Source organism: Clostridium sp. 1001271B_151109_B4 (assembly GCF_015670405.1).
Lineage (GTDB): Bacteria > Bacillota > Clostridia > Clostridiales > Clostridiaceae > Clostridium.
The window spans coordinates 1-23,605 of sequence record NZ_JADPBQ010000025.1; the positions used below are offsets into that span (position 1 = coordinate 1).

The following is a 23,605-nucleotide window of genomic DNA, read 5'->3' on the forward strand; positions in this document are numbered from 1 at the left end:
GAGCAACGCCCTTCTAAGGCGTGGGCCAGGAGTTCGAATCTCTTAACACGCACCAGTTTTGGTTTACTAGCTCAGTCGGTAGAGCACTTGACTTTTAATCAAGGTGTCCGGGGTTCGATTCCCCGGTAAGCCACCAAAAAGAAACTCAATTGAGTTTCTTTTTTTATTCTATGGATTATTAACATATAAATGTTAAGTATTTAGTAAAAGCTGTGGATTATATTTAATAGTATGTGGATGAAATACCATATTAGGTGTAAAAAAATAGTAATAAATAAAGAATATAAAAAGAACCGTATCAAATTTGATACGGTTCTATATTTTTACTTTTCATCATCATCTTGTAATGCACCGTAACCTTCTTCATTAGTTCTAATCTTAATAACATTTTCAACATCTTGAACAAATATTTTACCATCACCGATCTTGCCAGTGTATAAAGCTTTCTTAACAGTTTTAACTACAATATCAACTGGAAGTTTACATATAACAATTTCTACCTTTAATTGTGGTAATAAATTAACTTCATCTAGTGGAACACCTCTATAGTAATCAGTAGAACCTTTTTGCATACCGTAACCTAAAACGTTAGTAACTGTCATACCAGTAATTCCTAATTTATCTAGAGCAACCTTCAATCTATCAAATCTATCTTGTTTTGTTAAAATAACTACATTAGTAAATTTAGCATCAGTTTTAGATGTATTATAAATAACTGGAACTGTATCTGTATCATCAATTGGAGTGATTTCATGAGCAGTAGAAGTAGTAGCTTGGCTTAATGTAATGCCAGCATATGAAGCACCTACAGCCATGAAGTCAGGATAACAGCTTTCAAGACCATGTTCTTTCTTGTCAAGACCTTCTATTTCTTCTTCTGTAGATACACGAAGACCTATAGTTTTCTTAATTATTGTAAATACAATAGTCATAGTGATAGCAACCCAAGCTATAACACAAACAACACCTAAGATTTGAGTACCTAAGAATTTAAATCCACCACCGTAGAATAAGCCACCTTCAGTTGCGAAGAAACCAGTTAAAATAGTACCAAGAGCACCACAGACACCATGTACAGATACTGCACCAACAGGATCATCAACTTTTAATTTCTTTTCAATAAATTCAACTGCAAATACAACAGCAAATCCAGCAAAGATACCTATAAAGCATGCTCCTACAGGGCTAACTAAGTCACAACCAGCAGTTATTGCAACAAGACCTGCTAATGAACCATTTAATGTCATTGATACATCAGGTTTTTTATATCTAATCCATGTTATTATTAAAACTACGCATGTTGAAACTGCAGCAGCTATATTTGTTGTCATGAATATTTTACTTGCAGTAACTATTGCTTCATCTCCAGTCATTGAAACTGTAGAACAACCGTTGAATCCAAACCATGCAAACCAAAGTATGAACACACCTAAAGCACCAACTGTTAAATTATGACCAGGAATAGCATGAGCTTTTCCATCCTTAGAATATTTACCTATACGAGGACCAAGTATTGTTGCTCCAATTAGTGCAGCAACACCACCTACCATATGAACAGCAGTAGAACCAGCAAAGTCATGGAAGCCAAGTTGTGATAAGAATCCACCACCCCAGATCCAGTGACCAGAAATAGGATAAATAATAGCACTAATTATTAAACTATATATGCAATAAGAAGAGAATTTAGTTCTTTCTGCCATGGCACCTGATACTATAGTAGCAGCAGTTGCACAGAAAACTGTTTGGAATATAACAAATGCAAAAGTTGGGATTGAAGAGCTATAATCACCTTTTATAAAAAAGTCAAGGCCTCCGATTAAAGCACCATCGCCACCAAACATAAGTCCAAATCCTATAAGCCAAAATACTACTGTACCTATGCAAAAGTCCATTAAGTTTTTCATTATAATATTACCTGCGTTCTTGGCTCTAGTGAATCCTGTTTCTACCATAGCAAAACCTGCTTGCATAAAGAATACTAAAGCGGCTCCTAATAAAGTCCAAATTGTGTCTAATGCTGAATACATTAATAATACCCCCTTTTATTTAAAGTAATAGTTTAATAAGTAGGGATGATGATTATTTAAAGCTTATAAAAGTCTAGATTTTATAATGCTATCATCCTTAAGTAGAATTTAAACTATAACTATTTTTGATTTTCTTATTATTAAAAATATAAAATATGGCGTGTATTCATCAATAGGGGATATCCCTAAAGTGAAATACACGCCATTGTGCATTTATAATATTTAGTTAACGCTAAATAATAATTCTCCGTAACTTGGAAGAGGCCAATACTTTTTGCTTACTAAAGTTTCAAGCTCATCAACCACACCACGTAAGTGTTGCATATTAATAAATACTGATTCTCTATAGTACTTAGCTGTATCTAGTGGATCTGTAATAGTTTTAGCTTCTAATACAGATTTTTCTAAATCATCAAGTTTACTATATAGATAGCTTCCTAGTTTTGAAATGTTGTTAAGAAGTTTTTCTTCTAAATCACATTGAATATTAGGCATTAATTGTTTCTTTCCATTAGCTATTTTAGCAATTTCACCTTGATATTCAAGTACAGCTGGAATAATATATTGCTTAACAATATCAATCATAGTTAATGCTTCAATATGAAGTGTTTTACTATAGTTCTCTAGTATTATTTCATATCTAGAATATAATTCACTTTCAGAGAATACATGATGTTTAGTAAATAAATCAACATTTTTACTGTTCACAAAGTAAGGAAGAGCATCTGGAGTAGTCTTTAAGTTTAAAAGGCCTCTTTTTTCAGCTTCTTTAACCCAATCATCAGAGTAGTTATTTCCGTTAAATACGATTCTATTATGAACTTTTATAGTATCTTTAATTAAAGTGTTTAGATCTTCATCAAAATTAGAACTATTTTCAAGTGTATCTGCAAATTGTCTTAATTCTTCAGCAACAATTGTATTTAATATAATATTAGGTCCTGCAATTGAGAAAGTAGAACCAAGCATTCTAAATTCAAATTTGTTACCTGTAAATGCAAATGGAGAAGTTCTATTTCTATCTGTAGTATCTTTGAAGAATTTTGGTAATACACGTACGCCAATTTCCATTGGGCTCTTTTCTTTTGCTATATAAGCAGTACCATCTTCTATTGATTTTAATATTTCAGTTAGTTCGTCACCTAAGAACATTGATACTATAGCAGGAGGAGCTTCATTTGCACCTAATCTATGGTCATTTCCTGCACTTGAAACAGAAACACGTAATAAATCTTGATAATCATCAACTGCTTTAATTACTGCAGTTAAGAATAATAAGAATTGTGCGTTTTCAGCTGGAGTATCACCAGGTTCTAATAAATTAACACCTGTATCAGTAGAAATTGACCAGTTATTGTGTTTACCACTACCATTTACACCAGCAAAGGGTTTTTCATGAAGTAAGCAAGCTAGTCCATGTTTATTAGCTATAGATTTCATAAGTTCCATAGTTAATTGATTATGGTCAGTTGCGATATTAGTGGTAGTAAATATAGGAGCTAACTCATGTTGAGCTGGAGCAACTTCGTTATGCTTAGTTTTAGCTAAAATACCTAATTTCCAAAGCTCTTCATCAAGTTCTTTCATGTATGCAGAAACTCTTGGTTTGATAGTTCCGAAGTAGTGATCTTCCATCTCTTGTCCTTTTGGAGGTCTTGCACCAAATAAAGTTCTGCCACAGAATACTAAGTCAGGTCTTTTTTCATACATTTCTTTATCAACTAAGAAATATTCTTGTTCAGGACCAACGGTAGTAATTACTTTTTTAACATTGTCTTTTCCAAATAATTTTAATATACGTAAAGCTTGCTTGTTTAAAGCTTGCATTGATCTTAATACTGGAGTTTTCTTATCTAAAGCTTCACCACTGTAAGAGCAGAATGCTGTAGGAATACATAATGTTCCATCTTTAATAAATGCATATGATGTAGGGTCCCATGCAGTATATCCTCTTGCTTCAAATGTAGCTCTAAGTCCGCCTGATGGGAAACTTGAAGCATCTGGTTCGCCTTGAATAAGTTCCTTTCCTGAGAATTCCATTATAATATTTCCATCTTTATCTGGTGAAATAAAGCTGTCATGCTTTTCGGCTGTAACACCAGTCATTGGTTGGAACCAGTGAGTAAAATGGGTTGCACCTTTTTCTATAGCCCAATCTTTCATTGCATTAGCAACAACATTAGCAACAGATAAATCAAGTGGTTTTCCAGCTTGAATAGTATTTTTAAGTGATTTGTAAGTTTCTTTTGGTAATCTTGCTTTCATAACATTATCATTAAAAACTAAGCTTCCAAATAAATTTGGTATATCTTTCATAATTGTAACCCCCTTCAAATAAAAAAAGGCACCGTGGACAAGTAACTGTCCACAGCGCCTTTGCTGTTTATGTAAGTATTATATGTCCAAAATAATGAAATGTAAATACTTTTTTAGAAAAAAATTCAAATTATTTTTGATATCAAGTTTATTGATAAAAAATAGCTTATATTGTATAATATTAGAAATGGACAAAGGCGTTCATCAAATGTTTTTTAGAAATACTTTTTAAATCATAAGATGTAATCACAGTTAAATTAAAAAAATTACTAAGGATTAATTATTACTTATGAATAAGTTTGTAGACACTAAAAATTATTTGATGGATGCTTTTTTGCGTAAAAAAATAGGATTATTATAAACAGGGGGAAGAGATATGTCATATGCCGTTAGAGAAGTTTTGGAGTTTGTTAAACAAAATGATGTTAAATTTATTAGATTAGCTTTTTGTGATATGTTTGGAACACAAAAAAATATTTCAATAATGCCAGATGAATTAGAGAGAGCATTTGAAGAAGGAGTTTCATTTGATGCTTCAGCAATTAGGGGATTTGGTGATGTTGCAAAATCGGATTTATTATTATTTCCTGATGCAGATACACTTAATGTTCTTCCATGGAGACCACAACAAGGTAGGGTAGTAAGATTTTTTTGCGATATAAAAACTCCTGACAAAGAAGAGTTTTTGTATGATAGTAGAAATATCTTAAAAAAGGTTGTGAAAGTGTGTCAAAATAAGGGATATACGCCATACATAGGAACAGAATGTGAATTTTATTTGTTTAAGACGGATGAAGATGGTGAAGCAACTTATATTACTCATGATAAGGGTGGATATTTTGATATAGCACCAATGGATAAAGGTGAAAACATTAGAAGGGAAATTTGCCTTTGCTTAGAGGAGATGGGTATTAAACCAGAAAGTTCACATCATGAACAAGGGCCAGGTCAAAATGAAATAGATTTTAAATATAGTGATTCACTTAATGCTGCAGATAATTTCTTAACCTTCAAATCTGTAGTTAAAGCTATAGCTGCTAGGTCAGGTCTTTATGCATCATTTATGCCAAAGCCTATAAGCAATAAAAGTGGAAATGGATTGCATATTAATATATCATTAAATAAAAATGGTACTAATATATTTAAAAATGAAAATGGACAAGAGGCAGAGGTTGAGAGTTTTATAGCTGGTATATTAAGTAAGACAAAAGAAATCACAGCCTTTTTAAATCCTATTGTTAACTCCTATGAAAGATTTGGTAAGTTTGAAGCGCCTAAATATATTTCATGGTCACATCAAAATCGTTCGCAGTTAGTTAGAATACCAGCTGCTACTGGAGAAAAAACAAGAATGGAATTAAGATCGCCTGATTCAGCTATAAATCCTTATTTAGCATTTTCATTAATACTCGGGGCAGGACTATATGGAATAGAGAATTCACTTAAATTACCACCAGAAATAGGCGAAAATTTATATGCATTAGATGAAGAAAAATTACAAGGTATAGAAATATTGCCAGAAACATTAGAAGAAGCGCTAGACATTGCAAAGAATAGTGAATTTATTAGAAGTATAATAGGTGCTGATGTTTTAGAAAGATATATAGAACTAAAGGAAATTGAGGCTGAACAATATAATAAATCAATAGAGAAGGAAAAAATGAAGAGGCTATACTTTGAATATATTTAATATTATTTTAACAATGAGTAGGCTGTGAAATATAGATAATGCAAGGGGGCGTAATTTTTGGATAGTATTCTAATAGTATCGAGCAGTAAAAAGGGAACGTCATTTTTTACTGAAGTGCTCTCTCAAAACTCCTATGGGGAAATTGTTACAGTAACAAATTGTGGGGAAGCAAGGAGACTTTTAGTTGAAAGGGATTTTGATTTATGCATTATAAATGCACCCTTAATAGATGAATTTGGGGATGAGTTTGCAAAAGATATAGTTTCTAACGGAATTGTACAAGTAATTCTTGTAGTTAGAACAGATATTTATGATGAAGTCAGTGAAAGGGTAGAGGAACTTGGAGTAATTACAATAGCTAAGCCTATGAATAGAACTATATTCTGGAGTGCATTGAAAATAGCAAATGCTACATATAATAAAATGTGCAGATTGAAGAAAGAAAATAATAAACTTTTACAAAAAATTGAGGATATTAGGATGATTGATAGGGCTAAGTGCATATTAATTCAATATTTAAATATGACTGAAACTGAAGCACATAGATATATAGAAAAGCAAGCAATGGATATGAGGTCAACTAGAAAAGTTGTGGCAGAAGGAATTTTAAGAACTTATGAAAATTAAAGGAATATAATTGTTTATAATAATATAGTTTTTCATAAAATCGGCGTTTGGTATTTGTTGATTATGATATCATAGAGTACAAAATACCGATTTTATAATTATATAGTAAAAGGTGTTAAAATAATATATATGGATGTAAGATTATAAATGAAAGATTAATAAGAAGAATATGAAATATATAAGGTGGGGTAAAATGCTTATTTCAATTGAGGAAAATAATTTTAAAAGACAAGTTGAAATTAAATTTAATAATATTTCTGATGGGTTTAATAGGTATAAAAATAAAACTATAAGCGCAATAAATGAGGAAGATTTTGAAAAAGGAATGATTTGCTTTTTAGAAGAAGCGGTAAGCTTAAACGGACTTAATAGTTCTTATGTTGATTTTTATTATAATATTTTGTCAGAAGAAGATAGGGATAAATTAGTGAAGATGTTAAGTGGGGATGATAGAAAATTTATGCAGGAATTTAAAGATAAGAGTACAGGGGCTGGAATTTACTATTATTTATCCTTAGATAGTATTCCTTTTATAAGTAGATTAAATTCAAGGGAAATACTATTTTCAACTATATATTTCACTAAAGAAGAATGTACTATATGGGGAAATTATAATAAAAAATTTCCTATATTTTACAAAGATGAATGTGTATTAATGAAATATATTGAGATAGCTAATAAATACGGATTAATAATAGATTAAAAGCGAGTTTGTGTAAAAATGAAAAAATAAGAAAGTAAATTGAAAAACACTAAAAGAGGTTGTTGTTGATTTTACATAATTAAAGAAAATATTTAATTGTAATAATAATGGTGAGAATTAAGTTTTATTTATTATTGATATTAATAAAAAAAGATAAAAAAGGACAATTGGTAAAAAAAGGTTGAAGAAAAAAGTAAATATATGTATAATGTATTTAGAAACTTTTAAAAGGAGTATATTAGTAAAGCTCATATAGGGATTGAGGATGGTACGGGGGGATCGAGAGATTATGCAAAATCTTTTAGGATTAGATAGAAAGGACCAACTAGAGTATTTTTTCGAAATATCAGTTGACCTTATGGCTATTATAGGTACTGACAAGAAGGTTAAAAAGGTAAGCAAATGTTGTAATGAACTTTTGGGGTGGGATGAAGAAGAGCTAATTTCATCGGAGTGGAGTAAGCTTATTCATGAAGATGATGTACTTAAAGCTTTATCATATATAAGAAATTCAAATATTAAGAGTGGAGTTATAGGTTTAGAACTTAGATTTAAATGTAAAGATGGAAGTTATAGATGGATGGAAAGTAATTGTAGGTATATTGAAGAAAGTAAAGTATATATACTTACGGCTAGAGATATAACTGAAAAGAAACAAATTATGGAAGAAAAAATAGCTTATGAAAAAGCAATTGAATTAGAAAGTATAAAAAGTCAATTCTTCTCAAATATATCACATGAATTTAAGACACCATTAAATATTATTTTAGCTACAATGCAAGTGATAAATAAAAATATTCAAAATAAAAGTATAATTTCAACTGAAAGTGATAGTTTAGATAGATATATGAATTCAATTAAACAAAACTGTTATAGGCTTCTTAGGTTAGTTAATAATATCATTGACATAAGCAAAATTGACTATGGATTTTATGATATTCAACTAGGGAATTATAATATTGTTAGTGTAGTAGAAGATATAACAATGTCTGTTTTAGAGTATGTTAATAATAGGGGAATTGAGCTTGTATTTGATACTGAGGTAGAAGAAGAGATAATAGCATGTGATCCAGATAAAATTGAAAGAATAATATTAAATTTATTGTCTAATGCAATTAAATATACAGAAGTTGATGGTAAGATATCAGTTAATATTTATTCGGATAAAGAAAAAGTATATATAATGGTTTTAGATACTGGGATAGGCATTCCAGAGGAGAAAATTAATAAGATTTTTGAAAGATATGAACAAGTTGATAATAAACTTACAAGAAATTTTAATGGAAGCGGGATAGGATTATCATTGGTAAGATCACTTGTAGAAATGCATGAAGGTAGGATATGGGTGGAAAGTAAAGTAAATGAGGGAAGTAAATTTATAATTAGCCTTCCGAAGAAAACAGTAACTGCTGAAAATGTAAAAAATACAAATTTAACAAAGTCAAAAGTTGAAAAATGTTCTATAGAGTTTTCTGATATATATAAATAAATGTAAGCACATAGAGAAATTAATCTATGTGCTTATTTTGCGTTGTATATTTTTTCGAGTTCATTTTTAGGAGTTAATAAATTAACAAAATAGCTCATAATTATAACTCCAGGAATATCTAAGATCAATCGTGCTAAAGTAAATTTAACACCCAATGCAGAAAATTCAAATAATAATGTAGAGATTTTAGTTAAGCACCATGCATTCATAAAAATTATTACATTTGAGAACTTTGCACCTTTTTTTATTAACACAGCTGTAAATGGGAATGAGGCATACATTGGGCCTGCTGCTACGGAGCCAATTAGCATTGCTAGAAGTATCCCAATAATTCCAGATGTATTACCCATATATTTCATTAGTTTTTCTCTTGGAACCCATACATCCATTAATCCAAGCATTAGCATTATAGGAGGTAGCACTGATAACATTTGTAGTATGTTTGAGGTTACGCTATTAAATGCTTTTAAAAATAAATTATAGCTAAAAAAAGAAAGTATAATAAGTAAAATTAAAGAAATAAAAAAGGCTCTATATCTTTTTATAAATTTAATTAGTAATTTCATATAATCATCATAATCCTTCCTAATAATAATCCTACTATAATTGAAAAAATAAATCCCATTAAATTTCTAAGAAAAGCAGCACGCTTACCTATATATTTAGCTTCAAGTGGATATGTCATTAATCCAACAAGGACAAGAGTTGATACTAAAGCACCCACCTGTGCGTATCCGGCACCACTTGCTAGTAAAGTATTACCTAGTGAAAAAGCAACGAATGTTGGCATCATCGTAACTGAACCTAGAACTGCTGAAAGAATTACACCAAAAAATCCAGAGTTTGCGCCTATAATTTTTGAAATTGTATCAGCGCTAAGAAAGGCTAGTAATATACCAACTGTAATTACAATAAAAAGAAATTGAGGCATAATATTTTCGAAAGATTTTAAAGCATTAATTAATGCTTTCTTTGTTTTAGATTTATCCTTTATAAAAGATAGTATTAATAGAAAAATTGATAATCCATATAAGATAATTGAAGTCATATTAATCTCCTGATAAGTGATTTTATTTATATAATATGATTAATTAAGATAGGATGTTATAAAAATATAATTATATAAGGATAGATTATAAAAAACAAACTGCAAGAATTAATTTAATTGTTGCAGTTTGTATAGGGGAAGAGACATTCTAATAATAATATTTACCTTTATTGTCACTTCTGTATCTAGAAATATAAGAATCAAAATTCCATTTAGTAAGGAATTCCTTAGCACATTTATATCCTGAATTAAATAGTGTTAAATATTGATCTTTTGATATAGCAAAATCAATTGTACCTATGTTATAGGTACGTATTTTTATTGTTCTAACGGAATCTTTATTATTTAAAAACTCTTCATCACTATTAGCTAATATAGTATCTATAAGGTCACAAGAGTAAGTTATTAAATTGCTATTACTAGGATGATGTTTCTTTAAGTCATTATCACTAAGAAGCTTTAATCCAAATGTAGGCCATTTCGGAGTGCCTTCAACATCAAAAAGCCATATAGGAAAATTGCTTAGTATTCCACCATCCACAATATAACTTGCTTCTTTGCCATTTTTTAATATAACCGGATTAAAGTAAAAAGGGAGACTAATACTCATTCTTACAGCTTTAGCAATATTAAATTCCATTGGGTCTATATTATAATTTTTTAAATCATCGGGTAATACTATAAGCCTTTTATTTGTAATATCTGAGGCTATAACCTTAAGAGGACTTTCACCATTTTTGGCTATATCTTTAAATTTTGTTTTTCCTTTTGCTTTGTATAGAGTATTAAGATATTCTTCGATGTTATTTCCAGAGAAGAGTCCTTTGTTTTTAAATAAACTAACTGTAGGACCTATGAAGGGAAGAAGAGTTAATTTATTTTTTTCATAGAAGTCTGTAAAGTTTATGTTTAGTAACATGTTTTTTAAGTCTTTTCCTGTGTAGCCAACTGCTAATAATGAACTTACTATAGCACCAGCTGAAGTTCCAGCAAAGTGTTCAAAAGTGTATCCTTTTTCTTCTAAATAATAAATCGCCCCTAATAAGGCAATTCCTTTTACTCCACCGCCTTCGCATACGATATCGGCTTTCATGAATTCACCACCATAATATATTAAAATTAATATATTATATGTTTTATTAGAGGCAATGTTATTTTTTAAAATTTAAAAATTATTCCAATTAATGCTGCGCTAGCAATATAAAAAATAGGATGTTTTTTAAATTTTGTAATTGCAAATAATAATATAATTAGTAAAATTGTAGATTTAATATTAATTGTATCTATTATTTTATGGGTTAAGTTGAATTTATCAAAAGCTAAAATTGATACTTTAAACACTTCATAACCAGCAGATGCAATTAATGCTGCAACAGCTGGTCTTAGTCCATAAAATATTGATTCAACAGCACGGCTTTCTTTGAACTTGTTTAGAAAATGAGCAACTATAATAATTACTATTACAGATGGTGTGACAAGACCTAATGTAGCAATTATACTTCCAAGTATTCCAGAAGCTTTAAAGCCTGCAAATGTTGCCATATTAACACCAATGGCACCTGGAGTTGATTGTGATACTGCAATCATATCCATAAGAGTTTTTTGATCAAACCAACTGTACTTTGTAGCAAGTTCTGATAAAAATGGAATTGTTGCAAGTCCACCACCTACAGAAAATAGGCCTACTTTAAAAAATTCTAAAAATAAAGTTAAATATATCATTTCTTTTCACCTCTTAAACTTTTAGCAATAAATCCTGTTAGTCCAGCAGCTATTACTACATAAACAGGTGATAGACCTAAAAATGTAGAAAGGATAAAAGCTACAAGTGCTACGATTGCACATAAATAATCTTTAATTGATGATTTAAGTAGTTTTACTACTGTAGTTATAATTAATGCTACAACAGCTACTCTAATTCCGGCAAAAGCACTTTGGACTATAGCTAAATCAGCAAAGTTTTGAAGAAAGGCTGCAATTATAAGTATTATTATTAATGATGGAAATACAACACCTAGTGTAGCTACAATACCACCTATAATTCCTTTCAACTTGTATCCGATAAAAGTTGCAGTATTAACTGCAATTACGCCAGGGGTGCATTGCCCAACAGCGTAGTAATCAAGAATTTCTTTTTCTGTAGACCACTTTTTATTTTCAACGATTTCTCTTTGAATTAAAGGGAGCATAGCATATCCTCCACCAAAAGTTAACGCTCCAATCTTACAGAAGGTCCAAAATAAATCAAATAATTCTTTCATTATGAATGATCTCCTTTGTTAAATTAATAATATTATTGGGACTTTGTTATGGAAAAATATAATTACTTATAAGTTCCAATTGATATTATATACTTAATTTTTACAATGTAACAGAGTAATATTGGATATAAGGGTAATGTTAGCATAAGTGAGTAGTAATATTATAATAAGAAAGATAATTATTAGATATTTAATTAAGGTATTAGTTAAATATATTAATAAAAATGCTGCATATAGATATTGTTGATTAAAACATATTAAATTGTAACAAAATTATGTAAAGTGCAAAAATGCCAAAATATAAAAAAAATATGTATTCAAAATAGCTGAAAATAATAATAAAATGTTAAAAAAATATTAAAATAAGTACTTTTTGATAAAAAAATATGTACATTTAAGCTATTTACTAAAAATGTAATAATATAAAATGCATATATTAGTTGTAGTTTTATAGCACTTTAATCATTTCAAAATTAGATTATTTGCTGTATTATAGTAGTATCTAGTTTTTAAAATTTAAAATTTTATATATGAATAGAGGTGAGAATAATGAAACTAGAGAATAAAATATTAAAGATGTCAGTAGTAGGTGCGTTATTCTTTGCACTATTTGGTATTGCTTGGGGATGAGCGATAGATTCTGATATGATTATATTCGATGGATTATATTCATTTATCAGCGTAATTTTATCAATGCTTTCTTTATACATTAATAAATATATGGCTAAAAGAGATTTTGAAAAATTTCCTTTTGGTAAACATATTTTAGAACCAATAGTTATTTCTATAAAATCATTAATAATTGCAATTATGTGTTTATACTCACTAATTGGAGCTGTAAAAACAATAGCTAGTGGTGGTAATAGTTTAGAATTAGGATTAGCGCTTATATATTCAATTGTATCAGTTGTAGGATGTATGGGGATTTCTTACTATATGAAAGTAAAAGCAAAAGCATTATCTTCGGAGCTTATTAAGGCAGAATGTACTCAATGGTTTATGGATACAGCATTAAGTGCAGCAGTATTACTTGCATTTTTATTTGCAATGTTACTAGCAAATACTAAATTAAATTTCTTAAATCCATATATAGATCCAGGAATGACAATAATTGTTTCGTTAATTTGTATTAGAATCCCATTAAAAGGATTTATAGAGAGTTTTAAAGAAGTAATATGTGTAAAAGCCAATGATGAAATAAATGATGATATTTATGTATTGGTTAAAGAAATTGAAGAAGAGTACAATTTTGAGGAATCTATAACAAGGGTTTCAAAGATTGGACGTGAGCTTAGAATAGAAATAGACTTTATTTATAATAAGGATAGTAAGCTTAAAACTTTAGATCAAATGGATAATGTAAGAGAAGAAATAAACGATGCGATAAAGCATATTGATTATAATAAATGGTTAAATGTTTCATTTACAGGTAATAAAAAATGGGCAATATAAAGTCAGCGAAAGCTGGCTTTTTTTATTTTGATTTATTTATAAATTATTGAAAATAATTGTAAGAGAAAATTAAGTTTTAATTAACTTAATATTAATTATTGTATTATAAGATTAAGGTGGAACTTTTCAATAAGTAGGGAGGTCTAATAGTGTATGGAATATATTACTACGCTAACATTAAAGAATAATGTGGTAAAATATACTAAAAAATGTTATTATAGAATAAAATGTAAAAATAAAATTTACTGGAGGAAAATATGGGGAAAAAATTAAAAAAAATAATAACCATTACTTTATCGTTTACACTAGCTATTGGCATCACAGGTTGCTCAAAAGGTAGTGGAAAATCTTCAATGGGAAGATATGTTGAAGAAAGATATGAGTCACCAACAAATGGGTATGCTCAAAATCTAACAATGTTAGAAGATGGAAGAATTGCAATGTTTGGTTATTCAGAGGAAACAGCTAAAGAAAGTACTTTTATATCAGAAGATGGTGGACAAAGCTGGACAAATGAATCTATAGAATTGCCTAAGCAAGAAGGAAAGGAAACGTATACAAATAATATTGGTTATTTAAATGATGGAAGAATTTTAGTATCTTATTATTTTGCTGATCCATATGTTGAACCATCAGAAGATGAAGGAGAAGTTGATGATTCAGTAACTACAGATAGTGAAGTAATGACTGAAGAAGATTATAGCTATGAGGAACCAGAGTTTACTTATGCAGTTATTGGAACTGATGGAACTATAACTGATATTGATTTAGATCTTGAATCATATAATGATGGTGAAGAGTCATGGGGATATAATACTTTTAAATGTGGACCTAATGGAGATGTATTTTTCTCAGCTGGTAGTAACAATGAGTTAGTTGTTCAATTTGATGGAGAAACATTTGAAGAAAAATATGTATATGAGAGTAGTGAGTATATAGATGATTTTCTATTTGTAGGAGATTCATTAATTACAACTTCATATGATGCAATTATTGAATATGATATTACAAATGGTAAAGAAAAAGGAAATTTAAAAGCTTTAGAAAAAGAAGTCTTAGGAGAAAATTCCAATTATTATCCAACTTTTGTTAATTCAGGAAGCAAAGATACACTTTACTATTATACGACTTTAGGTTTATATGCTTATGATATGAAGAGTGAAAAAGCAGATATGATTATAGATGGTGCAATCTCTACTTTTGGGGATAATGAAAGTCAATTAATGGGCTTTATTGAAAAGGGTGAAAAGAACTTCTTAGCTGTATTTAGTGATTGGTCAAATGGTGGAGTATCAGTTATTAATTATACTTATGATCCAGATATTCCTTCAGTTCCGGAAAATCAATTAGTTGTTTATTCACTATTAGAAAATTATACAATAAGACAAGCTATTTCAAGTTATGCTAAAGAACATCCAGACACTTATGTTAAATATGAGATTGGGTTAAGTTATGGTGATGGGACAACCCAATCAGATGCACTTAAAACTTTAAATACAGAAATAATGGCTGGAAATGGTCCAGATGTAGTAATTTTAGACGGATTAACTGCAGAATCATATATAGAAAAAGGTTTATTAGAAGATATGAGTGATATAATAAATCCTTTAGTTGAAGATGGAACAATCTTTAAGAATATTGCTGATGCATACACTAATGATGGTAAGATATATCAAATACCAACATCTTTTAAATATCCAGTATTACTAGGTAATAAGGAAGATATAGATTCAGTTTCAGATTTAAATTCATTAGTTGAATTAACTAAAAGACTATCTACACAAACTGATAAAAGAATATTTGATAATTACTTTAGTGCAAGATCTTTGGTTTACTCATTATATTATTTATATGGTAATGATTGGCTAAATGATGATAATACCATAAATGAAGAAGCGTTAAATAATTTCTTTACAAAGGCTAATGAAATGTATGGGTACCTTCAAACTAATGAAGAAGCATACATGAAAACTATGGAAGATAAGTATTCACAATTAGAAGGCTATGGTGAAGATTTTGACATGAGTGTTGATAGTGAAGAATACATCGATGAAGAAGTTGATGAAGAGTATAATGATGAAGATTACGAAGATTTATATGCAGTATATGATTTACAGTATTATTTAAATCCAACAATTTATGCAGATTCATTCTTGTTTGACAGATCATCATTATTAGCTATGGGTGGTATGGCAGGAACTTATGATTATGGAACAATGGTTACTGTATTAAATAACTCTCCTGAAGTGGGTTATAAAGTTTTAACTAGAGGAGAAGAAAATATATTTATTCCTTCTAACATAGTTGGAATTAATGCAAAAGGAAAAAATAAAGAACAAGCAAAAGAAATAGTAGCTTCATTACTTAATGGTAACTCTAATGAAAGATATTCTAGTGATGGATTTAGTATAAATGCAAATAATTTTAATGAGGCCTTTTCTATTGAAAAGATGAAGGAAGAAGGATATGAATTAGAACTTGATGAAGCAACAAATCACTATACTCAAGGCACATGGGGATGGTCTGATGAATTTGGAAATTCAAAAGAAGTAAATGTATTACTACCTAATGATGAAGATGTAAGTAGATTGAAGAGTGAAATAGAAAGCTTAAATGTTGGAACAACAGTAAACACAGTTTTATTAACAGAAGTTGCAAAACAATTTGATTCATATGCACAAGGGGAAATATCTTTAGAGGATGCTATAAATACAGTTGTAGATAACTTGGATTTATACTTATCGGAGTAATATGGAAGAGTTAAAAGAAAATAAAGTAAAACAATTAAAAAAAATAGGAAAAGTAAAAACGAAAAAGGTTGAACAAGAAGAGTTTAAGAAAAAGACAAAATATACAGGTTTATATTTTGTATTACCAAGTTTAATAGGGGTAGCAGTGTTTACACTGCTTCCTTTCTTAGATGTATTTATTAGATCTTTCCAAAGTGCAATTTCAAGAGAATTTACAGGTGTACAAAATTATGTTGAAGTATTTAATAATGCTGCTTTTAAATTAGCGGCAAGTAATACAATAAGATTTGTTCTTATATGTATACCATTATTATTAACATTATCTTTATTATTAGCAGTTGCATTAAATAAATTTACAGAAGCATCAAAGGTACTTAGAACAGCTTTTTTAATACCAATGGCGGTACCAATTGCATCGGTAGTATTAATATGGAATATTGTTTTTAATCAAAATGGATTCTTAAGTGGATTTTTAGATAAGTTTAATATTGCTGGCCAAGATTGGATGAGTACAGGATGGGCTTTTTGGATTTTAGTATTTAGTTATATATGGAAGAATCTTGGTTATAACATAATTTTATGGCTAGCAGGATTAAACTCCATATCTAAGGAAATATATGAATCTGCTAAAGTAGACGGTGCTAATGGTATACAATGTTTCACAAAGATTACATTGCCTTGTTTAAAGCCTACTTTATATACAGTTGCAGTTTTATCACTTCTTAATTCATTTAAAGTGTTTAGAGAGGCATATTTGGTTGCTGGTGATTATCCAGATAAGAGTATGTACTTATTACAGCATTTATTTAATAATTGGTTTAGAGAATTATCATTTGATAAAATGGCAGCAGCTTCAGTTCTTATGGCTATTGTGATATTTATTTTAATTATGCTATTACAAAAAGCTTGGGAAAAGCAAGATTAGGGTGAGGTGATTTATAAAATGAAGAAAAAGATATTATTTATTATATTAGTTGCTATATCTATATTTATGTGTTTCCCAGTTATATTTTTATTAGCAGGTTCATTTATGGGAGTAGATGAATTAACATCTTATTTAGGACCAGTTTTATCTGAAAAGGGAAAGGGATTTGTAAGCTGGGGGTTATTGCCTAGCTATCCAACATTAAAATCGTATATAGAGTTATTATTAGATACTCCAGAATTTTTCGTTATGTTCTGGAATTCAGTAAAAATAGTATTTTTCTCAGTAGCTGGACAACTTTTGTTTGGAATTCCAGCAGCTTGGGGATTTGCTAGATATAAATTCCCATTTAAGAAAATATTATTTACTATTTATATAGTTGTAATGTTAATGCCGTTCCAAGTAACTATGTTATCAAGCTATTTAGTATTAGATACAATGCATTTACTTGATAGTCATGCAAGTATTATATTACCAGCTATATTTTCTACCTTTTCAGTATTTATAATGTATAGATTTTTTTGTAATATACCAGAGTCAATTATTGAATCTGCAAGAATAGATGGGGCTAGTGAGCTTGTTGTTTTTGCAAAGATAGGTATTCCTTTAGGAATGCCAGGTATAATGTCTGCAGTAGTATTACAATTTTTAGAATACTGGAATTTAATAGAGCAGCCACTTACATTCTTAAAGGATAAGGCATTATGGCCATTATCGATTTATTTACCCAATATTACTTTAGAAAATGCTGATATAGCATTTACAGCGTCTGCTGTAACATTAATAGCTGCTATAATAGTATTTTTTGCAGGACAAAGCTATTTAGAGCAAGGTATTGCAGCATCAGCAGTAAAGGAATGATAATTTATGAGTAAAAATGAAAATATTAAAAAGATTAAAAATATTATAAATTTTAAGTATATAAAAAAAGGAAAGGATACTTTACAAAAAAAAGCAGTAAAAGCTTTATTTGCTTTTTTGGTATTGATGATAGGATGCACTATGTTATCTAGAGCAGCAGATTCTATGACTATACCAAGAGTTAAAGTTGATACTCCTAAGTCAAAAACAATAGTAGATGAGGTTAAGGCCAAAGGAATAGTATCGAAAAATAGAGAGGAAAAGATCTCTGTAGTTGAAGGACTTAAGATTAATTATGTTAATATAAGTGTTGGGTCAAGTATTAAGGTGGGAGATACTTTAGTTGAACTTGATAAGGATGATTTACAAGCTAAAGTTGATGAGATTAAAAAGAATATTGAACAAGAACAAAAGACTTTATCACGTGCGACAGAAGATTATAATAAGGCCATAAATACTAAAAAGAAAGCTGTACAAACTGCTTTAAATGAAATGAATACAGCAAAGCAAGTCTTAGAGAATTATAATAATTCAGGTGAAGAAGAAAAAGATCCAAGTATGGAAGAAAGCTTAAAAGCTGATTATGAATCAAAGAAGGAAATGTATAATTCAGCAGTGGCAGATTCTAATGATACTGTTGATTTAGATAGAGCACTTCAAGATACAAAGGATTCGCTTAAAATTGATGAGTATAATAAGGAACTTGCAAAACTTCAACCTTTACTAGATGCTAGTGGAAAAATTGTTTCTGAAAAAGAAGGAATAGTTACTAGTGTTGTAGCTGAAAATGGAGGAGTTACTACTGATACTATAGCATCAATTGCAGATAAGAATGAAGGATATAAGTTCGTTGGAGAAATTGATAAGAGTAATAGAACATTAGTAAAACAAGGCCAAACAGTTGCTTTAAATTTAGGCTCTTCAGGAATTGTTGAAAACTTAACTATTGATTCGATTTCTAGAAGCGATGATAATGCAGAGATGTTAAAAGTTACAGTTGTTTTACCAGTTGGAATAGGTGAAATAGATGATAGTGGAGAAATAATAGTTTCAAGTAAATCAAAAAAATATGGCACATGTGTTCCGTTAGCAGCATTAAGGCAAGGTGATGGAGATAGTTATTATATTTTAGTTGTTACTGAAAAGGAAACTGTATTGGGAGAAGAGTTAACTGCTAAGAAAGTTGATGTCAAAATTGAAAAAAGAGACGGAGAGTATGCGGCAGTATCTGATGGATCAATAGGAAGAAATGATAAAATAATAATTGATAGTAATAAAATAGTAGAAGATGGCGATAGAGTTCGCTTGGAGACTGAATGATAAGGTACTTAAAGCACATAGTTAGAATAATTCTTATGTTTGCTTTAATTATGTGCTGGGGAATAGCTTTAGGTTATGCAAATAATATAGAAAGTAACAATAAAACTTTAAACTTTTATTTTGAAAATGATAATTATAATTTAGAATTAGTAAATAGTATAAAAGAATCAGAGAAGGAGCTATCTGTAGTAGGATGGGCAGAAGAATCATTACAATCTGCAACTAACCCGGATTTAGGGAAAAGTGCAAGTGAATTAAATGTGTTAGCTATAAGAGGTTCATCTAATTTATTAGTTAAGGGATCTAATTTGTTTGCTGATGATTTTGAAGGATGTTTAATAGATAATGATACATCTTATAAGCTATTTGGAAGTAGTAACTGTATAGGGAGAGAAATAGTTTATAATGATAGAACATTAGTTGTTAGGGGAATTTTAAAGGGATCTAAATCAAATATTATTATTCAGATTCCTGATGATTCGATGCAAGTGTTAGATGGTTTAACAATAGATGGTACTAATTTTACTTTAAATAAAATAGAGGATTTTAAAATGAGATTTGGAATTTCAGAGTTAGCTATTAATGGTAATACATATTATATGTTAGCTAAGTTTATATCAATGATATTCCCAATAATCGCTTTAGTATTAATTTTAATTAAAGTAATAAGTAGCTTATTTAATTCAAGAAATAAACCAGTTTTAGTAGGTATATATATTCTTATGGCAATAGTCTTTGTCTTTGTATTTTTTAAAGTTACAAATATTAAAATTTCAATTCCATTGGATATGATACCAAATAAGTGGTCCGATTTTGACTTTTGGAGTAAGATGGGTAAAGAATATCAGGAAAAGATTGAATATATGCTTTATATGAAAAAATATGGAGTTGATATTTATAATATAGAAAACTTATTAAAATCAGTATTATATTCAATAATTACAATTATATTATTTGTAATTAATTTAAGGGTTATAAAAATTAAAGATATAAAAGAATTAATTATTAATAATGGAATTTTAATTATTAGTTCTTTTATAGCTGTATTAACCATTTGGTCTAAATATGAATTTGATGTAAATGTAGCTATGATATGGCTTATATATCCATTGTATCTTTGTGGAGAGTATTTTATTAGAGTTCATAGAAAGTATTTAATTTATGAAGAAGAAGTAAATTCCGAAATAAAAAATAGTGATATAATAGAAGAAGCGGTTTGCTAATAGCAGACTGTTTCTTTTAATTTTAATAGAATTGTATTTACGGAGGAAAAATTATGAGAGATATATCTAATTCTAGAGGGAAAATATTCAGGCATTTCAAAGGAGATTTATATTTAGTTGAGGATTTTGTGAAACATTCAGAAACCCAAGAAACTATGGTTTTATATAGAGCATTATATGGAGATTGTGGGCTTTTTGTAAGGCCTTACGATATGTTTGTTGAAGAGGTTCCAGAAGGAAAAGTTAATCCAACAGGACAAAAATACAGATTTCAAGAATTTATAGTAAATAGCGTGAAATAGTGTATCATTGGAGTTTACAGATGCGATAATGAAAAAGAAATATTCATTTCAGTATAATATTTCTTTTTATCTATATACATATAGTAAATTAAATGATATCGAAAACTAAACTGTCAATGTTTGTAGCAGGAATATTAACTAGTAAAAATTTAGATTGGTTTTAAATACGTATATCTGCTAATAGAGAAAAAATAAATGGATTATATTAACTAATATAATCCATTTATTTTTTTCGTTTTACCATAATATATAGTAGAATAATTAACTGATATATTTTCTTTTATAGCCTTGTTAAATTTGGATTTATTTATAAGTTTTACAGTAGTACTGTAAGCTTAAAATAATCTTAAAAGTTAACTAAAAATTTTATTTGTGTGGTAGACTTTTAGTAAAGAATGATAATGAAAGTTAAGGAGAGAGAAATTAATGAGGTTATTACTTGTTGAAGATGAGATACAGCTTTCAGAAGCTCTTAATCAAATATTAACTAAAAATAAATATGTAGTTGATGCGGTATATAATGGTGAAGATGGATTAGATTATGGATTAACAGATATATACGATGTAATAGTATTAGATATAATGCTTCCTAAACTTAATGGATTAGAAGTGCTTAAAAGGTTAAGAAAGAGCAATATAAAAACTCCTGTTATTTTATTAACTGCAAAAGGAGAAATTGAAGATAAGGTAAAAGGTTTGGATTGTGGAGCGGATGATTATCTAGCGAAGCCTTTTGCAACAGAAGAATTATTAGCAAGGCTAAGAGCACTTACTAGAAGACAGGGAGAAATTATAAATGATAATATTTTAGAAGTTGGAGATATTAAATTAAATATTTCAAGTTATGAATTAGAGGGACCTTGTAATAGTATAAAACTTTCATTAAAAGAATTCGAAATAATAAGATGTTTTATGCAAAGACCAAAGACAATTGTTACAAAGGATGATCTTATAAGTAAGATATGGGGTTATGATTCAGATGCAGAATACAATAATATAGAAGTATATATTTCATTTTTAAGAAAGAAACTTAGCTATGTTAATTCAAGCACTGGTATCACAACTATAAGAGGTGTTGGATATAAGTTGGAGGAAAATTAAATGTTCAAAAAACTAAAGAATAAATTTATATTTATAAATATGATTCTTTTAACTACTGTTTTTGTAGGGATATTTGGAACAATATATGTATTTACGGCCTATAGTTTAAATAACGATATGAAAATACAACTTTGGGATAGTATAATGGTGGCACAACAGCAACAAAAGCCTAAGCCAAAAGATAATAAGATGGACATGTCAATAAAAATAGACTTAGATATGAAAAATGAAATTATTAATGTTACTTCTAGATTAAATACTGATTATATGGATATTAATGGAATGGTTGAAAAGGTGGTTAATAACCCAAAAGAAATGGATAGTATCAAGGTTGATGGAGAAAGCTATGCTTATTTGAAAGAGAGTATTAGTAGCGGAACAATAATAGTATTAATAAGTAGATCATTTCAGCAAGCTGTATTAGGAAATTTATTAAAAATATTTCTTATAGTAGGAGCATTAAGTTTAATTGTATTATTTATAATAAGTATTTATTTCACTAATAAGGCTATTAAGCCCTTAGAAGAAACTTTTATAAAGCAAAAGCAATTCATAGCAGATGCATCTCATGAACTTAGGACACCATTAACTATTATTAAAACTAATGTTTCTATATTAAATGAAAATAAGCAACAAACTGTAGAGAGTCAAGGAAAATGGGTTAACTATATCGATTCTCAAGCAAGTAGAATGTCTACTTTGATTAATGAAATGTTATCATTAGCAAATCTTGATGCTAATAAGAAAAAAGGTGAAGTAACTAAGTTTGAATTAGATAAGATTTTAAGTGATGCTTTACTTGTTTTTGAAGTAGTAATTTTTGAAAAGGGATTAGTTTTAGAAGAGTATATAAATGATAACGTATTTATTAGTGGAGAAAAGGATCAAATTAAAAAGCTTATAAGTATATTAATGGATAATGCAATTAAATATACAAATAAAAGTGGTAAAATTAAAGTGTTTCTTAGTGTAGAAAAGAATAAGGCTAGATTAGAGGTTAAAAACACTGGTGAAGGGATAGAAAGAGAACATTTAGAAAAGATTTTTGAAAGGTTTTATAGAGTTGATAATTCTAGAGATAGAGGAACTGGTGGATATGGGCTGGGGCTTTCTATAGCCAAAGCAATAACTGAAGAGCATAAGGGAAAAATATATGCTGAAAGTGTTATTGGGAAGTATACATCATTTATTGTAGAGTTACCAGTATATTTTGAAAAGCAAAAGTTAATCAATGAATTAAAAATAGGAAATTAATATTATAATTTTTAATTTAAATAAAAAAACTATTACATTATAGAATATAATTCATATGAAAGATAATTATAAAAAGAGGGCAATGAAAAAGTGCCCTTTAATTTTGTCTAAATTGCATGGTAAAAAATAGGAGTAATCAGAATTGCTTCTAAGGGCTCTCTACTAAATTTTTAGACATATTTGACCTGTGAAATTATCCTAAAATTTTGATACTAAACCAATATTTTTAGTTTATCAGTGGCTTCATTAAAATAGG

20 protein-coding genes and 1 tRNA gene are annotated in these 23,605 nt (G+C 28.8%); 14 read left to right on the forward strand and 7 right to left on the reverse strand.

The features are described from left to right. Nucleotides 1–60: 60 nt before the first annotated feature. Nucleotides 61–136: transfer RNA gene (locus tag I4V63_RS13780), tRNA-Lys, on the forward strand. Between the two features lie 187 nt (nt 137–323). Here the strand turns inward: I4V63_RS13780 and I4V63_RS13785 are convergent. Then, complete coding sequence (locus I4V63_RS13785; protein WP_196001815.1) at nt 324–2,027, reverse strand: ammonium transporter; 1,704 nt, start codon at nt 2,025–2,027, stop codon at nt 324–326. Nucleotides 2,028–2,249: 222 nt separating this feature from the next. Beyond that, a complete protein-coding gene (locus I4V63_RS13790; protein WP_196001816.1) occupies nt 2,250–4,343 on the reverse strand; it encodes a glutamine synthetase III in 2,094 nt (697 codons plus the stop codon). Nucleotides 4,344–4,719: 376 nt separating this feature from the next. Between I4V63_RS13790 and glnA the strand changes: the two genes are divergently transcribed. From glnA to I4V63_RS13810, 4 genes are all read left to right on the forward strand, one after another. Then, the gene (gene glnA, locus I4V63_RS13795) at nt 4,720–6,033 is read left to right on the forward strand and encodes a type I glutamate--ammonia ligase (RefSeq protein WP_196001817.1); all 1,314 of its coding nucleotides are present in this window, start codon (nt 4,720–4,722) and stop codon (nt 6,031–6,033) included. 57 nt (nt 6,034–6,090) lie between these two features. Next, nucleotides 6,091–6,660 (forward strand): ANTAR domain-containing protein, encoded by a 570-nt coding sequence (locus I4V63_RS13800; RefSeq protein ID WP_196001818.1) that lies wholly within the window; start codon nt 6,091–6,093, stop codon nt 6,658–6,660. Between the two features lie 193 nt (nt 6,661–6,853). Beyond that, nucleotides 6,854–7,363: a hypothetical protein gene (locus tag I4V63_RS13805; RefSeq protein ID WP_196001819.1), complete on the forward strand. Its 510-nt coding sequence runs from the start codon at nt 6,854–6,856 to the stop codon at nt 7,361–7,363. 289 nt (nt 7,364–7,652) lie between these two features. Then, a complete protein-coding gene (locus I4V63_RS13810; protein WP_196001820.1) occupies nt 7,653–8,852 on the forward strand; it encodes a PAS domain-containing sensor histidine kinase in 1,200 nt (399 codons plus the stop codon). A gap of 32 nt (nt 8,853–8,884) precedes the next feature. On the opposite strand, the gene I4V63_RS13815 is transcribed toward I4V63_RS13810, so the two are convergent. The 5 genes from I4V63_RS13815 to I4V63_RS13835 form a co-directional block, all read right to left on the reverse strand. Next, entirely contained in the window at nt 8,885–9,418 is a 534-nt protein-coding gene (locus tag I4V63_RS13815) for a permease (protein ID WP_196001821.1), read from the reverse strand. Next, a complete protein-coding gene (locus I4V63_RS13820) occupies nt 9,415–9,900 on the reverse strand; it encodes a permease (RefSeq protein WP_196001822.1) in 486 nt (161 codons plus the stop codon). The genes I4V63_RS13815 and I4V63_RS13820 overlap by 4 nt, the downstream gene beginning before the upstream one ends. A 148-nt stretch (nt 9,901–10,048) precedes the next feature. Next, on the reverse strand, nt 10,049–10,993 hold the full coding sequence (locus I4V63_RS13825) for a patatin-like phospholipase family protein (protein WP_196001823.1): 945 nt from the start codon (nt 10,991–10,993) through the stop codon (nt 10,049–10,051). A 65-nt stretch (nt 10,994–11,058) separates the two neighbouring features. Beyond that, a complete protein-coding gene (locus I4V63_RS13830) occupies nt 11,059–11,622 on the reverse strand; it encodes a chromate transporter (protein ID WP_196001824.1) in 564 nt (187 codons plus the stop codon). After that, nucleotides 11,619–12,161, reverse strand: a complete 543-nt coding sequence (locus tag I4V63_RS13835; protein WP_196001825.1) for a chromate transporter — start codon at nt 12,159–12,161, stop codon at nt 11,619–11,621. The genes I4V63_RS13830 and I4V63_RS13835 overlap by 4 nt, the downstream gene beginning before the upstream one ends. Nucleotides 12,162–12,806: 645 nt before the next feature. On the opposite strand from I4V63_RS13835, the gene I4V63_RS13840 reads away from it, so the two are divergent. The 9 genes from I4V63_RS13840 to I4V63_RS13880 all read left to right on the forward strand — a co-directional run bounded on the left by I4V63_RS13840 (nt 12,807) and on the right by I4V63_RS13880 (nt 23,349). Then, nucleotides 12,807–13,613: a cation transporter gene (locus I4V63_RS13840; RefSeq protein ID WP_196001826.1), complete on the forward strand. Its 807-nt coding sequence runs from the start codon at nt 12,807–12,809 to the stop codon at nt 13,611–13,613. A gap of 257 nt (nt 13,614–13,870) precedes the next feature. Further along, nucleotides 13,871–16,363 (forward strand): extracellular solute-binding protein, encoded by a 2,493-nt coding sequence (locus I4V63_RS13845; protein WP_196001827.1) that lies wholly within the window; start codon nt 13,871–13,873, stop codon nt 16,361–16,363. A gap of 1 nt (nt 16,364) precedes the next feature. Further along, on the forward strand, nt 16,365–17,288 hold the full coding sequence (locus I4V63_RS13850; protein ID WP_196001828.1) for a sugar ABC transporter permease: 924 nt from the start codon (nt 16,365–16,367) through the stop codon (nt 17,286–17,288). An 18-nt stretch (nt 17,289–17,306) separates the two neighbouring features. Beyond that, nucleotides 17,307–18,149 (forward strand): carbohydrate ABC transporter permease, encoded by an 843-nt coding sequence (locus I4V63_RS13855; protein WP_196001829.1) that lies wholly within the window; start codon nt 17,307–17,309, stop codon nt 18,147–18,149. Between the two features lie 6 nt (nt 18,150–18,155). Continuing rightward, nucleotides 18,156–19,469, forward strand: a complete 1,314-nt coding sequence (locus I4V63_RS13860) for an efflux RND transporter periplasmic adaptor subunit (RefSeq protein ID WP_196001830.1) — start codon at nt 18,156–18,158, stop codon at nt 19,467–19,469. After that, a complete protein-coding gene (locus I4V63_RS13865; RefSeq protein ID WP_196001831.1) occupies nt 19,466–20,692 on the forward strand; it encodes an ABC transporter permease in 1,227 nt (408 codons plus the stop codon). The genes I4V63_RS13860 and I4V63_RS13865 overlap by 4 nt, the downstream gene beginning before the upstream one ends. Before the next feature lie 50 nt (nt 20,693–20,742). Further along, on the forward strand, nt 20,743–20,994 hold the full coding sequence (locus tag I4V63_RS13870; RefSeq protein ID WP_196001838.1) for a DUF1653 domain-containing protein: 252 nt from the start codon (nt 20,743–20,745) through the stop codon (nt 20,992–20,994). Nucleotides 20,995–21,420: 426 nt separating this feature from the next. Beyond that, nucleotides 21,421–22,095 (forward strand): response regulator transcription factor, encoded by a 675-nt coding sequence (locus tag I4V63_RS13875; RefSeq protein WP_196001832.1) that lies wholly within the window; start codon nt 21,421–21,423, stop codon nt 22,093–22,095. Next, the gene (locus I4V63_RS13880; RefSeq protein ID WP_196001833.1) at nt 22,096–23,349 is read left to right on the forward strand and encodes an ATP-binding protein; all 1,254 of its coding nucleotides are present in this window, start codon (nt 22,096–22,098) and stop codon (nt 23,347–23,349) included. It begins immediately after the preceding gene. The last annotated feature ends 256 nt before the right edge of the window (nt 23,350–23,605 follow it).